15 protein-coding genes are annotated in these 16,513 nt (G+C 58.9%); 13 read left to right on the top strand and 2 right to left on the bottom strand.

The window, feature by feature from the left end; translation table 11 throughout:
- Positions 1 to 1,305 precede the first annotated feature (1,305 nt).
- The 8 genes from hoxE (at position 1,306) to hypB (ending at position 8,087) form a co-directional block, all read left to right on the top strand.
- A complete protein-coding gene (gene hoxE / locus Enr13x_RS27470) occupies positions 1,306 to 1,818 on the top strand; it encodes a bidirectional hydrogenase complex protein HoxE (protein WP_145390089.1) in 513 nt (170 codons plus the stop codon).
- Positions 1,819 to 3,468, top strand: coding sequence for an NADH-quinone oxidoreductase subunit NuoF (gene nuoF, locus Enr13x_RS27475; RefSeq protein ID WP_145390090.1), 1,650 nt, complete (start codon positions 1,819 to 1,821; stop codon positions 3,466 to 3,468).
- Positions 3,469 to 4,212: a bidirectional hydrogenase complex protein HoxU gene (gene hoxU / locus Enr13x_RS27480; RefSeq protein ID WP_145390091.1), complete on the top strand. Its 744-nt coding sequence runs from the start codon at positions 3,469 to 3,471 to the stop codon at positions 4,210 to 4,212. It begins immediately after the preceding gene.
- On the top strand, positions 4,209 to 4,751 hold the full coding sequence (locus Enr13x_RS27485; protein ID WP_145390092.1) for an NADH-quinone oxidoreductase subunit B family protein: 543 nt from the start codon (positions 4,209 to 4,211) through the stop codon (positions 4,749 to 4,751). The genes hoxU and Enr13x_RS27485 overlap by 4 nt, the downstream gene beginning before the upstream one ends.
- Before the next feature lie 8 nt (positions 4,752 to 4,759).
- Positions 4,760 to 6,193, top strand: coding sequence for a Ni/Fe hydrogenase subunit alpha (locus tag Enr13x_RS27490; protein WP_145390093.1), 1,434 nt, complete (start codon positions 4,760 to 4,762; stop codon positions 6,191 to 6,193).
- A 382-nt stretch (positions 6,194 to 6,575) separates the two neighbouring features.
- Entirely contained in the window at positions 6,576 to 7,043 is a 468-nt protein-coding gene (locus Enr13x_RS27495) for a hydrogenase maturation protease (RefSeq protein WP_145390094.1), read from the top strand.
- The gene (locus Enr13x_RS27500; RefSeq protein ID WP_145390095.1) at positions 7,036 to 7,398 is read left to right on the top strand and encodes a hydrogenase maturation nickel metallochaperone HypA/HybF; all 363 of its coding nucleotides are present in this window, start codon (positions 7,036 to 7,038) and stop codon (positions 7,396 to 7,398) included. Before Enr13x_RS27495 ends, Enr13x_RS27500 begins: the two co-directional genes overlap by 8 nt.
- Entirely contained in the window at positions 7,395 to 8,087 is a 693-nt protein-coding gene (hypB, locus tag Enr13x_RS27505) for a hydrogenase nickel incorporation protein HypB (RefSeq protein WP_145390096.1), read from the top strand. Before Enr13x_RS27500 ends, hypB begins: the two co-directional genes overlap by 4 nt.
- 158 nt (positions 8,088 to 8,245) lie before the next feature.
- Here the strand turns inward: hypB and Enr13x_RS39135 are convergent, their stop codons facing one another.
- Both Enr13x_RS39135 and pdxH read right to left on the bottom strand, forming a co-directional pair.
- Positions 8,246 to 8,401: a pyridoxine 5'-phosphate oxidase C-terminal domain-containing protein gene (locus Enr13x_RS39135; RefSeq protein ID WP_231743819.1), complete on the bottom strand. Its 156-nt coding sequence runs from the start codon at positions 8,399 to 8,401 to the stop codon at positions 8,246 to 8,248.
- A 5-nt stretch (positions 8,402 to 8,406) separates the two neighbouring features.
- Positions 8,407 to 9,045 carry a pyridoxamine 5'-phosphate oxidase gene (gene pdxH / locus Enr13x_RS27515; protein WP_145390097.1) on the bottom strand — a complete coding sequence of 213 codons (639 nt, stop codon included), beginning with the start codon at positions 9,043 to 9,045 and terminating at the stop codon, positions 8,407 to 8,409.
- Between the two features lie 286 nt (positions 9,046 to 9,331).
- On the opposite strand from pdxH, the gene Enr13x_RS27520 reads away from it, so the two are divergent.
- From Enr13x_RS27520 to Enr13x_RS27540, 5 genes are all read left to right on the top strand, one after another.
- Positions 9,332 to 12,568 carry a patatin-like phospholipase family protein gene (locus Enr13x_RS27520; RefSeq protein WP_197455392.1) on the top strand — a complete coding sequence of 1,079 codons (3,237 nt, stop codon included), beginning with the start codon at positions 9,332 to 9,334 and terminating at the stop codon, positions 12,566 to 12,568.
- A gap of 576 nt (positions 12,569 to 13,144) precedes the next feature.
- Positions 13,145 to 13,897, top strand: coding sequence for an OmpH family outer membrane protein (locus Enr13x_RS27525; protein WP_145390099.1), 753 nt, complete (start codon positions 13,145 to 13,147; stop codon positions 13,895 to 13,897).
- 12 nt (positions 13,898 to 13,909) lie between these two features.
- Positions 13,910 to 14,818 carry a sulfotransferase domain-containing protein gene (locus Enr13x_RS27530; RefSeq protein WP_145390100.1) on the top strand — a complete coding sequence of 303 codons (909 nt, stop codon included), beginning with the start codon at positions 13,910 to 13,912 and terminating at the stop codon, positions 14,816 to 14,818.
- A gap of 243 nt (positions 14,819 to 15,061) precedes the next feature.
- Positions 15,062 to 15,994 (top strand): GGDEF domain-containing protein, encoded by a 933-nt coding sequence (locus tag Enr13x_RS27535; protein WP_145390101.1) that lies wholly within the window; start codon positions 15,062 to 15,064, stop codon positions 15,992 to 15,994.
- A 141-nt stretch (positions 15,995 to 16,135) separates the two neighbouring features.
- Positions 16,136 to 16,510, top strand: a complete 375-nt coding sequence (locus Enr13x_RS27540) for an STAS domain-containing protein (RefSeq protein ID WP_145390102.1) — start codon at positions 16,136 to 16,138, stop codon at positions 16,508 to 16,510.
- Positions 16,511 to 16,513: the final 3 nt, after the last annotated feature.

A 16,513-nucleotide genomic window follows, 5' to 3' on the forward strand; every position in this document is an offset into this window, starting at 1 on the left:
CGGGTGGATTCGCAAGATTCCCGCGATCGCGATGCGGCTTGGTGCCGTGCGTTGGGTCGCGTGGCGGCTGGCCGCCTGTCACCGTGGCATGATCGCAAAGGGAGCTTGCACCCATTCCTGCGAGATCAGGGTGCGAAGGCCTTAAGAGGATTTTGGAAAAAAGCTTCTTGCTTCTCTCTCGTTTTCAAGTCATTGATCGTGGAGGGTTTTGTCACTCTCCCCCTGGGGGTTCTTCGCGGATTTTAGTGGCTGCTCTCGGATACTCGGGGAAGGTTTTTTGAGGGATGACTGCGATGTCCGATGGTTCTGTTCGGTCTGATGGCGAAGCCAGCTGTAGCGGAGACGGGCTCTGCGGAGGAGCAACCCGCCTAGAAATCACCTGGTCTGCGATGCGGCGAAGGTGCTTCGTGCCCTCCACCGGCCCGCGTCGCCGGAGGGGCGTTTGAACCGAGCGGTTGTCGTCCAACACCCATTCGGACATCGCAGCAATGCCTCAAACAACCTGGGTCCTGAGTGATTAGCCATTAATATCGACGAAGCCCCCCTGGGAGAGTCGATCGTAGCGAGGAGAGGGTTTGCGTTGTTGCTTGGGGGCGCCCATCAAGAGTGAAGTGAAACAGGCGTTTCACCGTTCGACCTCCCCTCGCTTCGCTCGACCCTCCTGCCAGGAGGGTGACTTCACCTCAATGACGAACTGACGTCTTAACTTGTTGCGAGAAGACGGGCTTTTTTGTTGTGTTCTCGGTGAACCACATTCCACTGCGACAGCCGGTGTCGCTCGGGTTCACGGTGGACCGTGCGATCCACACGCTCAACGCTGGATCGTGGCAGCGATACGCTTTGGTTGGCGAGCCCACGACGCTGGCTTCCACGTGACGTTCTGACTGTGCGGCTCGGCACAGGAGTGATCGCGTTCGCGTGCTGTGATGGCTGCGGCTGGGCGAATGGGCGCGCTTCGCAGTCGACGTCTCAATGCCACCTGCTCTGACACCAAACGGGGTGTTTCTTGTTAGCGGTAGGGCGCGAGCCCTCCGGTCTTTCACGGTGTTTTTGAAGGGTGACCGGACGGCTCGCCATTCCGCTCGCTCCTTCAGTGCCAAAGTAGATGGCCTTGGGCGACGGCCCTCTGGGGCACAACGGAATGCTTGGGAACAGGAGTTGCTCACGGCAAGCATTGTTCCCCCGTTCCTCCGCCGAGTGGTGAGCGCGTGTGCGTGCGAGGTTCGATCGAAACGTTAATCGTGTTGAGAGGTCGACACAGAGAATGAATCCCGCAATGGCACCTCGACAGACGGAGCGGAAACAATGTTGATGGACCGTCCGCGAACGGAACGATCCGCCGTGGTCGCACCGCCCGACGACGACAAACGTTGGAAGATCATCGACGTCACGATGCGTCGCAACGGCTACTCGGGGCATGCGTTGATCGAAACGTTGCATGCCGTGCAAAGTTATTTCGGGTATCTGGAAGACCGTTCCCTCCGTTACGTCGCGATGTCGTTGCAGCTGCCGTTGAGCAAGGTCTACGGGGTCGCCACGTTCTACCACTTGTTCACGCTTAAACCGCAGGGCGAGCACACTTGTGTGGTCTGCACCGGAACGGCGTGCTACATCAAGGGGTCTCGCGATTTGGTGGCGGCGATCGAGAACCGTTATGGGATCAAGCCGGGGCAGACGACCGCCGACGACGCGTTGTCCGTGTTGAGCGCTCGCTGCATCGGCTCCTGCGGCGTTGCCCCGACGGTCGTCCTGGACGGAGACGTTCTCGGGGAACAGACGCCAGACGGATTGATCGCCGAGATTGAGGAGGTCCTCTGAATGAACCTGGAAGACCTGGCGGAGATCGCCGAACAATCTGCCGAAGCTGAAAAAAAACAGCGACACTGTGTCCGCGTCTGCATGGCGGCCAGTTGCCAATCCAGCGGCGCCGGCGCGGTGCTGGACGGTCTTCGGCAGCATGCCGAACAGGACGCCGAGGGCGGGGTTCACGTCAAATCGGTCGGCTGCATGGGGCTCTGCTCGGCCGGCCCCTTGGTCAGCGTCGACGCGACCGAGCCGAAAACCGAGGTGATGTACAAAGACGTCACGCCGGACGACGCCGCGGAGTTGTATTCCAGTCTGGACGGCGATCCGCTGGAACGTCTGCGCTGCTCGACGGACATTCCGTTCTTTGCCCGCCAACAACGCATCGTGCTAAAAAATTCCGGCGTCATCGATCCGGAACACATCGACGATTACATCGCAGCCGGCGGTTATGCATCGTTGGTGCGGGCGGTGACCGAAAGGACGCCGGCGGACGTTCTTCGCGAGGTCAAGCAGAGTGGATTGCGGGGACGCGGCGGCGGCGGTTATCCGGCGGGGCTGAAATGGTCCACGGTCGCGATGGCGCCCGAGCCGCACAAGTTTGTGATCTGCAATGCCGACGAAGGCGATCCCGGTGCCTTCATGGACCGAGCGGTGTTGGAATCGGATCCGCATCGCGTGCTCGAAGGGATGGCGTTGGCCGGCTATGCGATCGGAGCCGAGCACGCCTACGTCTACATCCGCGCCGAGTACCCGCTGGCCGTCGAGCGGCTGAAGAAGGCGATCAAACAAGCGACCAAGAAGGGGTTGTTGGGTCGCCGCATCAGTGACACGACGTTCAATTTCGAAATCGAAATCCGTCTGGGAGCCGGCGCGTTCGTGTGCGGCGAAGAGACCGCGTTGATGGCGTCGATCGAAGGGCTTCGTGGCCAGCCGCGCCCCAGGCCACCGTATCCGGCCGAGGAGGGGCTGTGGGAGTGTCCGACGCTGATCAACAACGTCGAAACGCTGGCCAATATCCCTGCGATTTTGGCCCGCGGCGGAGACTGGTTCAAGGGAATCGGCACCGAGAAGTCGACCGGCACGAAGGTCTTTGCCTTGGCCGGACGGATCGCGAATTCCGGCCTGATCGAAGTCCCGATGGGAATCCGCTTGCGCGAGATTGTCGAACAAATCGGCGGCGGGATCCCCGATGGGCGACGGTTCAAAGCGGTGCAAACCGGCGGGCCCTCCGGCGGATGTCTTCCCGAAGAACACCTCGACATGTCGGTCGAATACGACACGCTGCGTTCGGCCGGTTCGATCATGGGGTCGGGCGGGATGATCGTGATGGACGAGACGTCGTCGATGGTCGATGTCGCGCGCTACTTCATGGAATTCTGTATGACCGAATCGTGCGGCAAATGCGTCCCCTGCCGCGCCGGCACGGTTCAGATGCACGGGTTGCTGGACAAAATCGCCGAAGGCCGGGCGACGCAAACGGACCTCGATCTACTGGAAGATCTCTGCGACGTCGTCCAAGCCACCAGCCTATGCGGACTCGGGCAGACCGCGCCGAATCCCGTGCTGAGCACGTTGCGCTACTTCCGGCACGAGTACGATGAAAAGCTGCGTCCCGAATCCGAACGCTGGCCACTTCTACCTGTCGTGACGGGAGACAATTGAATGCCTGGACCGCCCGTTACCACCGCGCCCGGCGTGAAAGTCCGCGTCGTCACGCTGAAGATCAATGAACACGACATCGGCGCCCGCGAAACGGACTCCATTTTGGACGTCGCTCAAGCAAACCACATTCGCATCCCCTCGCTGTGTTTCTTGGAAGGGCTCAGTACGTGGGGCGCCTGCCGATTGTGTGTCGTCGAAATCGAAGGCTACCCCCGGCCGGTCTCCGCCTGCTCGACGACGGTCAGCGAGGGCATGGTCATCACGACCCATAGCGACCGGCTGAAACGCTATCGACGCACGATCCTGGAATTGCTGTTCGCCGAACGCAACCACGTTTGCAGCGTCTGTGTTTCCAACGGCCATTGCGAACTGCAAGATCTGGCCGCCGAGTGCGGCATGGATCACGTCCGCGTCCCCTATCGCAATCAGCCCTACGCCATCGATTCGACGCACGAAATGTATCGCGTCGACCACAACCGTTGCGTGCTGTGCACCCGCTGCGTGCGCGTTTGTGATGAAATCGAAGGCGCCCACACGTGGGACGTCAAGGGCCGCGGAATTGAGTGCCAGGTGATCACCGATTTGAACCAGCCCTGGGGTGACAGCAGCTCGTGCACTTCGTGTGGAAAGTGCGTCCAGGTCTGTCCGACCGGAGCCTTGGTCAAGAAAGGGACGGCGGCCGGAGAAATGGAAAAACACGACGAGTTCTTGCCGTACCTGGCCCAAATGCGGGGCAACCAATGAGCGAATCAGCAAAAATCACGATGGCGACCGCGTGGCTGGACGGCTGCTCGGGCTGCCACATGTCGTTCCTGGATCTCGATCAACGGCTGATCGAGTTGGCCGAGAAAGTCGACATCGTTTACAGCCCGATCGTCGACACCAAAGAATTGCCCGGCGACGTCGACGTCGGGATTCTGGAAGGCGCGGTCAGCACCGAAGAGAATTTGCAGGTAGCCAAGATGTTCCGCGAGCGTTGCAAGTATCTGATCAGCCTGGGCGACTGCGCCGTCAGCGGCAATGTGCCGTCGATGCGAAACACGTTCGATTTGGACGAGGTTTTTGACCGCGCGTTTGTTGAAACGGTCCAGGCACAACCGGGCCGGCCCACCGAAAGCTTGCCGACGCTGTTGCGGACCGTCGTGCCGATTCATCATGTCGTCAACGTCGACTTGTTTGTCCAGGGGTGCCCTCCGTCGGCGGACACCATCTGGTACGTGTTGACCGAATTGATCGCAGGCCGCACCCCGGATCCCACCCAAATCACCCGCTTCGGAGCCTGAAGTCCGCCATGGGACGCACGATCAAAATCGATCCCGTTTCTCGCATCGAAGGTCACGCGCACATCACGCTGCACCTGGACGATGACGGCAACGTGGATGATGCGAAATTCCACCTGACGCAGTTCCGTGGCTTTGAAAAATTTTGCGAGGGACGGCCGTTCCCCGAAATGCCCGCGCTGACCGCCCGGACCTGCGGCATTTGCCCGGTCAGCCACCTGGTCGCTTCGTCCAAAGCCTGCGATCACCTGTTGAGCGTGACGATTCCGCCGACCGGGGCCAACCTGCGGCGGTTGATGAACCTGGCTCAATTGATGCAATCCCATGCGCTGTCGTTCTTTCATCTTTCTTCGGCCGACCTGCTGTTGGGCATGGATTCGAATCCGAAGTCGCGAAACATCTTTGGGCTGTTGGCCGTCGATCCCCAATTGGCCAAAGACGGAATCCGATTGCGGCAAATCGGCCAAACGATCATCGAAATTCTGGGCGGCAAAAAGATCCATCCCGGCTGGATGGTCCCCGGCGGCGTCAGCGCGCCGATCACCGAAGAGAAGCGAACCGAAATGTTGGCGATGCTGCCCGAAGGCTTGGAGATCGCCCAGCGGACCTTCGAATCCTTCAAGGGCTTGATCGGAAAGTTTTCCGAGGAAATCGAACACTTCGGCAATTTCCCGACGATGTACCTGAGCCTGATCCAACCCAACGGCGGGCTGGAACACTACGACGGTTTCTTCCGGATCAAAGACGACAGCGGGGCGATCGTCGAAGACATGGTGCCGCTGGAGGAATACGAACGCGTCATCGGTGAAGCGGTCGAACCGTATTCATACATGAAGTTTCCGTATTATCTGCCGGCAGGCTACCCCGAGGGGATTTACCGTGTCGGACCGTTGGCTCGATTGAACAACTGTGACTTCTGCGGAACCAAACTCGCCGACGCGGCGCTGGACGAGTTTCGCGCCTTGCAGCACGGTCGTCCGGTCAGCAGCAGCTTTCACTTTCACTTCGCCCGACTCGTTGAAATCATCTTTGCCCTGGAACGGATGAAGGAGTTGCTGGACAATCCCCACATCCTGGACACGCGGGTTCGAGCCCGTGCACGTGGCAACCGCGACGAGGGCATCGGTGTTGCCGAAGCGCCCCGGGGGACGTTGATTCACCACTACAAGATCGACGACGACGGTCTGATCACGTGGGCCAACCTGATCATCGCGACCGGTCACAACAACCTGGCGATGAATCGCGGCATCAAGCAGGCGGCCGAACACTTCGTCGACGGCAACAACATGCAGGAAGGGATGCTCAATCGAGTCGAGGCGGTGATCCGCTGCTATGACCCGTGTTTGAGTTGTGCCTCGCACGCCTTCGGCCAAATGCCGCTGCGAATCGAATTGCACGATTCACGCGGAAAGGTTTTGGATCAGTTGCTGCGTGAGGTTTCGTAAATCAAGTCTCTCGTTCCCAGGCTCCCGCCTGGGAACGCACCGTCTTGGAGGCTCCCGCCTCCTGGTCGCAAACCGCGTGTGGCGGGAGCCACGCCAGCCTGGTGTTCCCAGGCAGGAGCCTGGGAACAAGTGAACGCTGTAGGTGTTAGCGGAACGGCGCGAGCCGTCCGGTGACGCCGCCCGCGGCGCGTGAAAAACCGGAGGGCTCGCGCCCTGCCGCTAACAAGAAGCATCCCACATTAACTCGTTCCCAGGCTCCCGCCTGGGAACGCACTGTCTTGGAGGCTCCCGCCTCCTGGCCGCAAACCGCGTGTGGCGGGAGCCACATCGGCCTTGTGTTCCCAGGCGGGAGCCCGGGAACAAGTGAAGAACGACACATCCCATGAAACTCGCGGCGCTCGTCATCGGTCTCGGCAATACTCTACGCGGTGATGATGCGCTCGGGCCCATCGCCGCCGAACGGGTGCGGCAGGTCGTTGATCCGCAAGCGGTCCGCGTCATCAACCGGTGCGAGCCGACACCCGATCTGGCACTGGAACTCAGCAAAACAGGACGCGCCGTTTTCCTGGATGCGTCCATCGAAGGCCCTGCCGATCGGGTCCTCGTCCGACGGCTGCAGGAAACCCATGCCGCCGAGGCACTCGGGCACCAGTTGAGTCTCGGCACATTGTTGAGTCTCACGCGTCGTTTGTATGATGACGTTCCGGAAGCGTTCGCGATCACCTTTCCAGGTCGGACGTTCGAGTTGAGCGATCGCTGTTTGACCCCCGAGGCGGAATCGGCTGTCGCGACCATGGTCGCCAAGACGCTGCGGGTGATCGAGTCAAAGCAGGTGATCGCTGATGCATGAACTCTCCATCGCACTGAATATCCTGGACGTCGCGGCCGAAGAAGCCGAACGTCGGAACATCGGTTGCGTCGAAGCCGTCCATATCAAACTCGGCCCGCTTTCCGGGATCGTCAAATCCGCGTTGCTGTCCGCATTCGATCTTGCCCGAGAGCATTCGTCCTTGCCCGATTCGCGACTGGTGGTGGAAGACGTGCCGATCGTCATCTACTGTGAACCCTGTCAGGCCGAACAACCGGTCGAGTCGATTCAGGAACTCGTCTGCCCGGTCTGCCGAACGCCCTCCAACCATGTGGTCGCGGGGCGAGAGATGGAAATCACTGCGTTGGAAATCGCTGAACCGGAAATCAAAGCATGAATTCTCAAACCCGTCTTGTCGAAGTCCGCACGAAGATCTTGAAACAGAACGATGTGTTGGCGAGGGAGCTGCGGGAGCGGTTCCGGCAGGACGGCGTGACGGTCGTCAGTCTGGTGTCCAGCCCCGGCTCGGGTAAAACGGCCCTGTTGGAAGACTTGTTGCTGCGGCTGCGCGAGAACTACCGAGTTGCCGCGCTGGTCGGCGATCTGGCCACCGACAACGACGCCCGACGCTTGGCCCGCGCCGAAGTCCCCACGAAGCAGATCACGACCGGAACGGTGTGCCATTTGGAAGCGGACATGGTCGCCGACGCGCTGCAGGGGTGGAACACCGACGAACTCGATTTCTTGTTCATCGAAAACGTCGGCAATCTGGTCTGCCCCGCCACATGGGACCTCGGCGAAGCATTGCGTCTGGTCCTGTTTTCGGTGACCGAAGGCGAAGATAAACCGCTCAAATATCCCACCATCTTTAACACCGCCGACGTGGCTGTGATCACCAAAATGGATCTGGCGGCCGCCGTCGAATTCGACGCCGCCGAGGCAAAGCGTAGCCTGCAATCCGTCCGGCCGGGAATCGAAACCTTCGACGTTTCCGCCAAGACCGGCGAGGGAATGGCGGAGCTGCTGCAGCGACTGCGGAGCCTGCGCGGGTTCGGCGACGCGGGCAACGATCACGGGCCGGGCTGAAGTGGGGAGTGGGGAGTGGGATGGCAGAATGATTCGGGGCAGAATGATAAGTCAGACAATCAGCCCGGAAGACACCTTGCAGGATTCAACCCGCATTCCGCCCACATCGTTTTGCCCACATCCTTCTGCCATTCATTCCGGACTGCCCAAACGTTTTTCTATGGCGCAAGACGCTTGCGTTCCCAGTCGTCGTCGTCGTCGTCGGGTTCGTAACAGATCCGGTCGTGCAGTCGGTTCGGACGTCCCTGCCAGAATTCGAAACGTGTCGGTTTGACACGGTAGCTTACCCAGGCTGCCAAAAAGGTGTCGGACACCTTTTTCAGGGTGCAAGGCGTTTGCGTTCCCAGTCTTGGTGTTCGTCGGGTTCGTAACAGATTCGATCGTGCAGTCGGTTCGGACGTCCCTGCCAGAATTCGAAACGCGTCGGTTTGACGCGGTAGCCTCCCCAGAAACTTGGCAGCGGCACTTCTTTGGACGCGAATCGCTGTTTCATTTCCTGCATTTTGGCTTCCAAGAGCGACCGTGATGACACGACCTCGCTTTGGTGCGAAACCCACGCGCCGAGTCGGCTGCCACGTGGTCGTGTCATGAAATACTTCAGCGATTCCGCGGTACTGACCCGCTCGGCCGTCCCGCCGATTTCGACTTGCCTCTGCAAGGGCAGCCACTGAAACAGGATGGAGACGCGCGCATTGAGTGCGATATGTCGCGCCTTTCGACTGCCGTGATTGGTAAAGAAGACAAATCCGGTCGCATCGAAGTACTTCAACAACACCGTCCGTTGCGTCGGCTGGCCATCGGGATCGACCGTGGACAAGACCATCGCGTTGGGTTCCAGCAATGCAGCCGTTGTCGCTTGTCGGTACCAATGCTCGAATTGAACCAAGGGGCTCGGATCGACATGATCGATGTCGAGTGATTGGAGTGCATATTCCTGACGAAGATGTGATAGATCCATCGGCTCTGACGCGAAATCGATTGCTTGGGAATGGTTTCAATCGTGAACATGCTTCGATAGCCTTCGTCCCTCACTCGGGTGAATTGCGGCAATCTGATGCAGCGACAAAACAGGCGAACGCAAACGATACCGCGAAGCCTCCGAGCCGTTTGAAACAATCGACTCGGGTGTTTCGGATTTTGCATGCTTCTGCGCGTGCTTTCGAACAGGGGATGCCCTATAATCCCCCCAGCGGGCTGGTTTGTTTTGTTGCCAAACGCGGATCGAAAAGGGGGGGATGGGGGCCATGTCAAATGAAGCAGGCCAGACACGAGACGGGGAATCCGGATTTCGCAGACTGCGCGACGCGATCGGCGACAACCTGTTCCTGATCATCGCGTCGTGCGTTTCGGTGTTCATGCTGTTTTTCGTGCCGCAGGTCACCAATTTGATTCGGCCGACGCCCAGCTGGAATCTGTGGACGTTCTGGTTCCTGTTGTTACTGGCTGGGTTGGCCTACATCTATGCCACAACACTGGTGCGATTCATCTGGCCGGACGCGCAGTTTTTTAAACTGTTCAAACCGGCTGACTTCGTCAACGGCTGGTTGCTGTGGATCGCCCGGAAACTGTCGCGATTGGCCCGGGGATCCTTCGGCTATGCCGTCCCATTTGTCCTGTTGCTGATCGGACTGGGGTTGTTGTTCTCGGTCGGCATTGATTTGAACACGCCGTACGTGTTGTTCGGCGGGTTCGTCAAAACCGTGGGGTTGTGGCTGGTTTTCGTCTCCATCTGGTTGATCGTCGGCAAGTTTCTTGGCGCCGATCGGATGTTGGTCGGCAAGACCTTGTCCAGACGAATGCAACGCGCGTCGTCCCTGACAGCGGAACCGGATATTCAACCCCGATCGGCTTGGCAGGCCTGCGGCGAGGTGCTGTCGTGGTTGGCGGTGATGGGCACGATCTTGGAGACGCTTTGGGTCACAGCGAGTTACGAAGTCCCGGGGGCTTCGTATCGTCTCTACAGCATTGCGGCGCTGATTCATGTCGCGATCCTCTGGATCGTCATCGCTTGGCTGGTCGATTTTCTGCAGAAAACCACACCTTTGCCGGCCAGGTTTCTGACCGTCGCGTTGATCGTGGTGATGTTGATCTACGGCAGTTTCGGCACCATTTCCGACCACGAAGACGGCTCACAGCAGGTGTCTGCCGAAAAATCGCCGCCGCCGGCTGATTTCTTGGCCGTCCTGGACGAGCGGATTCGCACGACGCCGGAGGGGCCGGTCGTGATGGTCGCCGCCAGCGGCGGTGGTTCACGGGCGGCGCTGTTCACCTCCCTGGTACTGCAAATGCTCGCCACCGAGCCGATGGCGGATTTTCCGGAGGCGCGGCGGGTGGAACTCACCGACTCGGTCGACCAAGGGACTTGGGGGGATCACATTGTCTTGATCAGTTGCGTGTCCGGCGGCAGCCTCGCCAGCGCGCGATACGTCTGGAACAACGGGTTTCCGGCGGACGACACGTTGCCGGATCTTCGCTACAGCGTTCGCGACGACTTGCTGGATTTGACGCGTCGCAAACTGGCACAATGGGCAGACAGCGCAGCGTCACAGGCCGCAGAAGCCAAGTCCAAAACCAATGAGACGTCCGAAATCTTGCTCGCGAGGGTCTTGGAGGAGGAACAGAAACGGCTGCAGGAAGTGGCCAATCAGGTCGACCGTTTGCGTGAGACGGCCGATTGGGAATCATTGGAGAACGACCAGGACACCGCTACGGTCACGCAAGCGTTTTCATCGCGGATGGCCGACGACATGTCGATGGATTTTATGGCGCCGATCCTGCGCGGTTTCATCACCCCGCTGGCAACGCGAGGCCAGGGGCTGTATCACTTTTGGCGCCATCGATTCGGCTGGGGAGCGGTGCACCAACGGGGATCGCACCAAGTCGCCACAGACGTCGCTTCATCCGATCCGCCGAACACCGCCTCGGATCCGCGGCGCCCGTTGCCTTCGGTGCTGTTCAACACCAGCGACGCCGACGGCGGGCGTCGTGTGATTGTCGGATTCCCCAGGCTTACCCGAGGGTCGTTGGTCGGGTCGCCGCATGCCGATACGTCCGGAGCGGGTCGTGATGCAGAATACGCGCCGTTACCGTTGTGTGATTTCGCCGCGGACCCGGTCCCGAACCTCTCGCTGACACGGGCGGTCCGACTCTCCTCGAATTTCCCATTCGGATTCAGTGTTCCAATGCTGTCCGAATCGTCGGTACCGGCGTTAAAAATCCACAAGAAAGCGCCCCCGATTCGCGGTCAGAGTCAACGCAAGACGCTGCGGCTGCTCGACGGAGGTGTCGTCGACAACACGGGCATCGACTCATTGCATGCCGTCATCCAATCGTTGGAGAAGAAGGCCGCGGCCGATCCGCGCGGGCGAGAATCCGTGGTCCTGGATCGACTTCGCCGGCGTGGCGTCGTCTTCATCGAAATCGACTCGGGGGCCAAGCCGTCGGGTTCGCGTGGCGGACCGCTCGCCTCGGCAACACGTCCGCTGAGCGCACTCAACAACGCCGTGTACACCAACGCGCTGCGCACCAGTGATCAACAGCAAATGGACATCGAACGGTCGTTGTCGGACTCGCTCGAATCCCGCATGGTCGCCACCATTGAACGTGATCCCCAAACGCTGCGGGCCGATCCGATCCGTTTTGATTTCACCAAAGAGGAATTGGTTGCGGCAACCACCGCCGTCTTCCAGCCTCGGCAATTCGGCGAACAGCCGTTATCCGTCGTTCGGTTTCGGTTTACCTGCAACCATCTCCGTGATACACGATCCGATGTCATGACGGCTCTGGCACTCGGGCCGGACGATAAATCCACCGTGATCGCGATGTATCTCTCCGAAGTCTTCCGCTGGCGAAAGGAACTCGATGCGATCCTCGATGAGTACCGTGACAGTATCGGCATCAAGGGACTCAACGGATTCTCCAACGACGACATCGCGGGACTCACCGGACGACTGCTGCGCCGTGCCAAGAGGGAATTGCAGCAAGCGGATTTGAAGGTGCGACTGTTACAGGATTCGTGGAATCAAATCGATGACATTGACGAACAAACGAAGATCGCCCGACTGAGCGAGACGCTTGTCCGCCCCGTCACACTGCTGTTGGCCGTCCGCGAAATCGCCCGGTCCAGTTCGATGGCGGTCGATGGCAAGGATGAACAATTCGCCAAATTGACCGAGATCATCGATGGAATTCTTGACGATGAGGAATCAGGGATCGGCAACCTCGTTGCCACCCAACGCGCGTTGCCCGATCGCATCGACATCGTCAAGATGAACGCCGCACAGTACATTCCGGAAGAGAGCGCGATGGTTTACGCGAAACTCAATGAAGCCATCCAACAGGCCGACAGCACGGAGTCGCCAAAGCTGTGGCAACAGCAAATGCAGCTCGATCAGCAACGCGACCAGATGCTGCAATTCGAACAACTCAAACAAGACCGCTCCCGAGCCCGGGCCGAATTCTTCAACGCCATCAAAAACTGAAAGCTAGACGAACGGTTTTTCAAGTACGACGGCCCTTCCGGGCCGTCGTCCGTTGGACTTCCGGTTTTTCGAGTACGACGGCCCTTCCGGGCCGTCGTCCGTTGGACTTCCGGTTTCTCGAGTACGATGGCCCTACCGGGCCGTCGTCCGTTGGACTCCCGACGACGACCTAGAAAGGACGTCGTACAACGGTCCGCTAGTCGCATCACACTCCATCGACAGGCCGCTCGCGTCCTACCGCAAAAAAATGCTTCACAGCGTTGCCCTTGTGGGAGGCCGACGTCGGGAGTGTAAAATCTACAATCGTTTGAAAAATGGGGCCTTTCCGAGGACTCCGGTTTCGTTGGACTGATTGGGCCCAATCGAAATACCGCGATTTCCGCCTCCGTCCACACCGCTGAGACATTCCGCCATGGCCCCCGATCAGGCTTTGCGGATGCGTGGCGGAAGCTTTTGGCATGCCGGTTGCTTTGGTGGTGGCAGCCGGCCGTTGGACCGACCCGCTGGGGCAATTGAGTCGAACGGGCTGCGAAGAGTCAGGATGACCCGCAAACAGAATTCAGGAGGAATTCGACCATGTTTCAATCTCAGATCTCCCCCGGTGGTTCAATGGAAGTCGAACGATGTTCGGGGCAACGGAGTGCAACGCGGCGAGCGTTCGGCAGAGCCGCCCTGGCGTGTGCCGTGCTCGCCGTTGGTTCCGTGGCGATATCGCCTGCCTCGGCCCAACAGACTGCCTCGGCCCAACAGACCGCCTCGGCCCAACAAGTCTCGCCAATGGATCAACCCGGTCACCGGATTGCGGTGATCGACGTTAGCCATGTGTTTAAAAATCTACCTTCGATCCAGGCCCAAGTCCGCAAGGTCAAAGCCGAGCTGGCAAAGCACGAGGCGGAGGTGAAACAGAAGCGGGACGCACTGAACCAGGCTGCCATCCGACTGAAATCGATGACGCCCGGAACGGCGGCATACAACCGGCAAGAGGAACTCGTTGCGGAGATGGATTCGAAGTTGCGGTTGGACATGAGACGCCGACACAGCGCGATGAGTGAAGCCGAGGCGAAAATCTATTACGACGGCTATCAGAGACTGCAGGCTGCGGTGAAGGCCGTTGCCGTCCACAACAACATCAACGTGGTGTTGCGTTTGGGCGGCGACGACGTCGATCCGCAGCAAAACGATTCGGTGATTCGGCACGTCATGAGGAACGTCGTCTATCACGACGCCGGCATCAACATCACCGACACCGTGATGCGGTATCTGCAACAACAGACCGAAACGTCTCAGGCTGCAACGGGATCGGGGGCCGCGTCGGGCACCCGACGTTGAGGCCGCGGCAGAATGATGATGGCAAAACGTGGGGTGCACTCCGCGATAGCTAGCAATTGCGATCGCTCTTCCGGATTTCCGAAAAGTTCCGTATACCTCGGCGCTGTTTCTGACAGTCTCATGCAATCAATTTCAGCGGAATCCAGGATGGATCCATCTTCCACGGACTCACCCGTCTCGTTTCCCGATCGTCTTTTCCCGATTGACGAAACGTTACCCGACGATGTTTTCATTGCCGGATACCCCAAATCTGGAAACACGCTTCTTCAGCACATCATTGCCCACTTGGTCTATGGGCTTAACGAGAACGTCGGTCGTACTCTTGTTCAGCTATTGGTGCCGGATGTCCATGCCAACACGCATTATTTCCGGCATCGAGATCGTTGCTTCCTGAAAACCCACGAACCTCCGAAAGCCCAGCATCGCAATGTCATCTACGTCATGCGCGATGGACGTGAGGCGATGTTGTCCTATTACCACATGCTGAAAAATATGGGACAGGACATTTCACATGAATCCGTGTTTTCTGGAAAGCTACAAATTCAGGGTGGGCAATGGCATGAACACGTCGCCGCCTGGGAATCGAACCCTTTTGGTGCCAACATTCTATGGATTCGCTACGAAGAACTCAAAAGCGACAAACTAACGCAATTGAAACGCATCTGTGAGTTTCTTGATCTCAAACGGAGCGATCAACAGATCCAGGAGGTGGTCCGACTGACATCGTTGGACCACATGAAAGCCGTCGAACAACGAAGTGATTGGAGACGAGCCAACGAGGGCGTCTTTACCAAACCCGCCTGTTTCGTACGCCAAGGCAAAACGGATTCCTTTCGCAAAGAGGTCGACCCTCAAATTTTGTCTCGTTTTGAAGCCCGCAGTGAAGACGTTCTTCAGCGGTACTATCCCGATGCCGCATAGCACCGTCGGCGCACAAGCGATCATCTGCTGGTATTGATCCGGGTCGGTAACAGTCCCAGCTCTGTTCGTGATTGCTAAAGATCGCGCGTGCAGCGGTATCGAACGCCATGCCAATCGCAAACCGCGAGCTGCACTCTGATGGGTGGCAACGCAAAATCGCTGGTGACGCGGAAGCGCAAGACTTGATACACCTGGGGAGTGCCGTTGCGGTACGTACGTTTCATTGCAAGCATTCGATTTGATATGAGCCTCCATTCCTCCGAACCGTCTGCCAAGTATTCGGACACACAAACGTTCGAAGCCGGAACCCTCCGGGTCGATGAAGGGGTGATGCCTGCGGATCGCCAAGCCCCCAGGCGAGCGTTTTTGAATGTGATTCGCAGCCGCGCCGACTTCGGCGTCAATGCGTTTCTGGAGGGGCGAACGGTGATCGGCCGCAGCCCGACATGCACGTTTCCGCTGCACGACTTGAAGGTGTCCGGGCATCACGCCGCGATCACCCCCAACGGTGACGGCGAATTTGTTCTGGAGGATTTAAATTCCACCAATGGAACGCGTGTCAACTCCACGTCCGTAATCGGTCGCCGGACGCTGCGGGACGGTGACAGAATCTTCGTCGGGGAAACGGTGATTCGATTTTCCCTGGCCGACGAGCTGGACATCGATTTTCACAGCGAAGTCGCAACCCTCATCGGCAGCGATCCGCTGACCGATCTACCCTCCAAGCGTCGCTTTGACGAAGCGTTGGAGTTTTCGCTGCAGACTTCGCAACGCCGCGCGATTCCGCTGGCCGTTTTGATGATGGACATGGACGGCGTCAAGCAGATCAACGACACCTACGGGCATCTCTACGGCGCACACGTGATCGGTGAGACCGGGCGGTTGATTGCCAAAGTGCTGGGATCCCGTGGACAGGCGTGCCGGTTCGGCGGCGATGAGTTCAGCGCGTTCTTGCCCGGTCTCGACCTGGAGGCCGCACTCGGGATCGGCGAACAGATTCGCGTGGCGGTCGAATCGGCGGGATTTGAAAAGAATGGAGTCGCACTGCGGCCCACGATCAGCATCGGTGTGGCCTGCTTTCCCAAGACCGCTGCCGATACCCTGTCGCTGGTCACCGACGCCGACGCGGCACTCTATCGGGCCAAAGCACGTGGGAAAAACTGCGTGACCTCGTAGGACCGCTCAAATCCGCCGCGAAACGAGTTCGCCGACTTTGCCGCCACCGCCGGCAACTTTCGCCCAGCAACTTTTCCGTCTATCTGGGGTTTAGAATAGCGTCGGATCGTCTCAACGCATTTCGCTTCTCGCGGCACCACCATGACCGAAAATGAAAATCCATTCGTGCAGGCATCGTTTGATGGAACGAGCCTCGTGCTTGACATTCAGACCGATCAAATCCGAGATTCCGAAACCGCCTCCACGATCAGCCGCGAGATGATCGCATTGGCGAAAGAGAATCAAGCGAAACGCTTGGTGATCGACATGAGCCAGGTTCGATTCATGGGAAGCGTCGGGTTTCTGGCTCTGATGGGCTTGCGACGACATCTCGACGAGCCCGTCATCATCTTGTGCGGCTTGAGCGAGCATCTGAAAGACATCCTCGAAGCCTGTAAGTTGATTTCGCGAGACCCCAAGGAAGAGGCGATGTTTACCATGGCGGAGACGGTCGAAAACGCCAAAGGGTTGACCTGAGTC

Origin of the sequence: Stieleria neptunia, assembly GCF_007754155.1 — a bacterium.
In the GTDB taxonomy this organism is placed as follows: Bacteria; Planctomycetota; Planctomycetia; order Pirellulales; family Pirellulaceae; genus Stieleria; species Stieleria neptunia.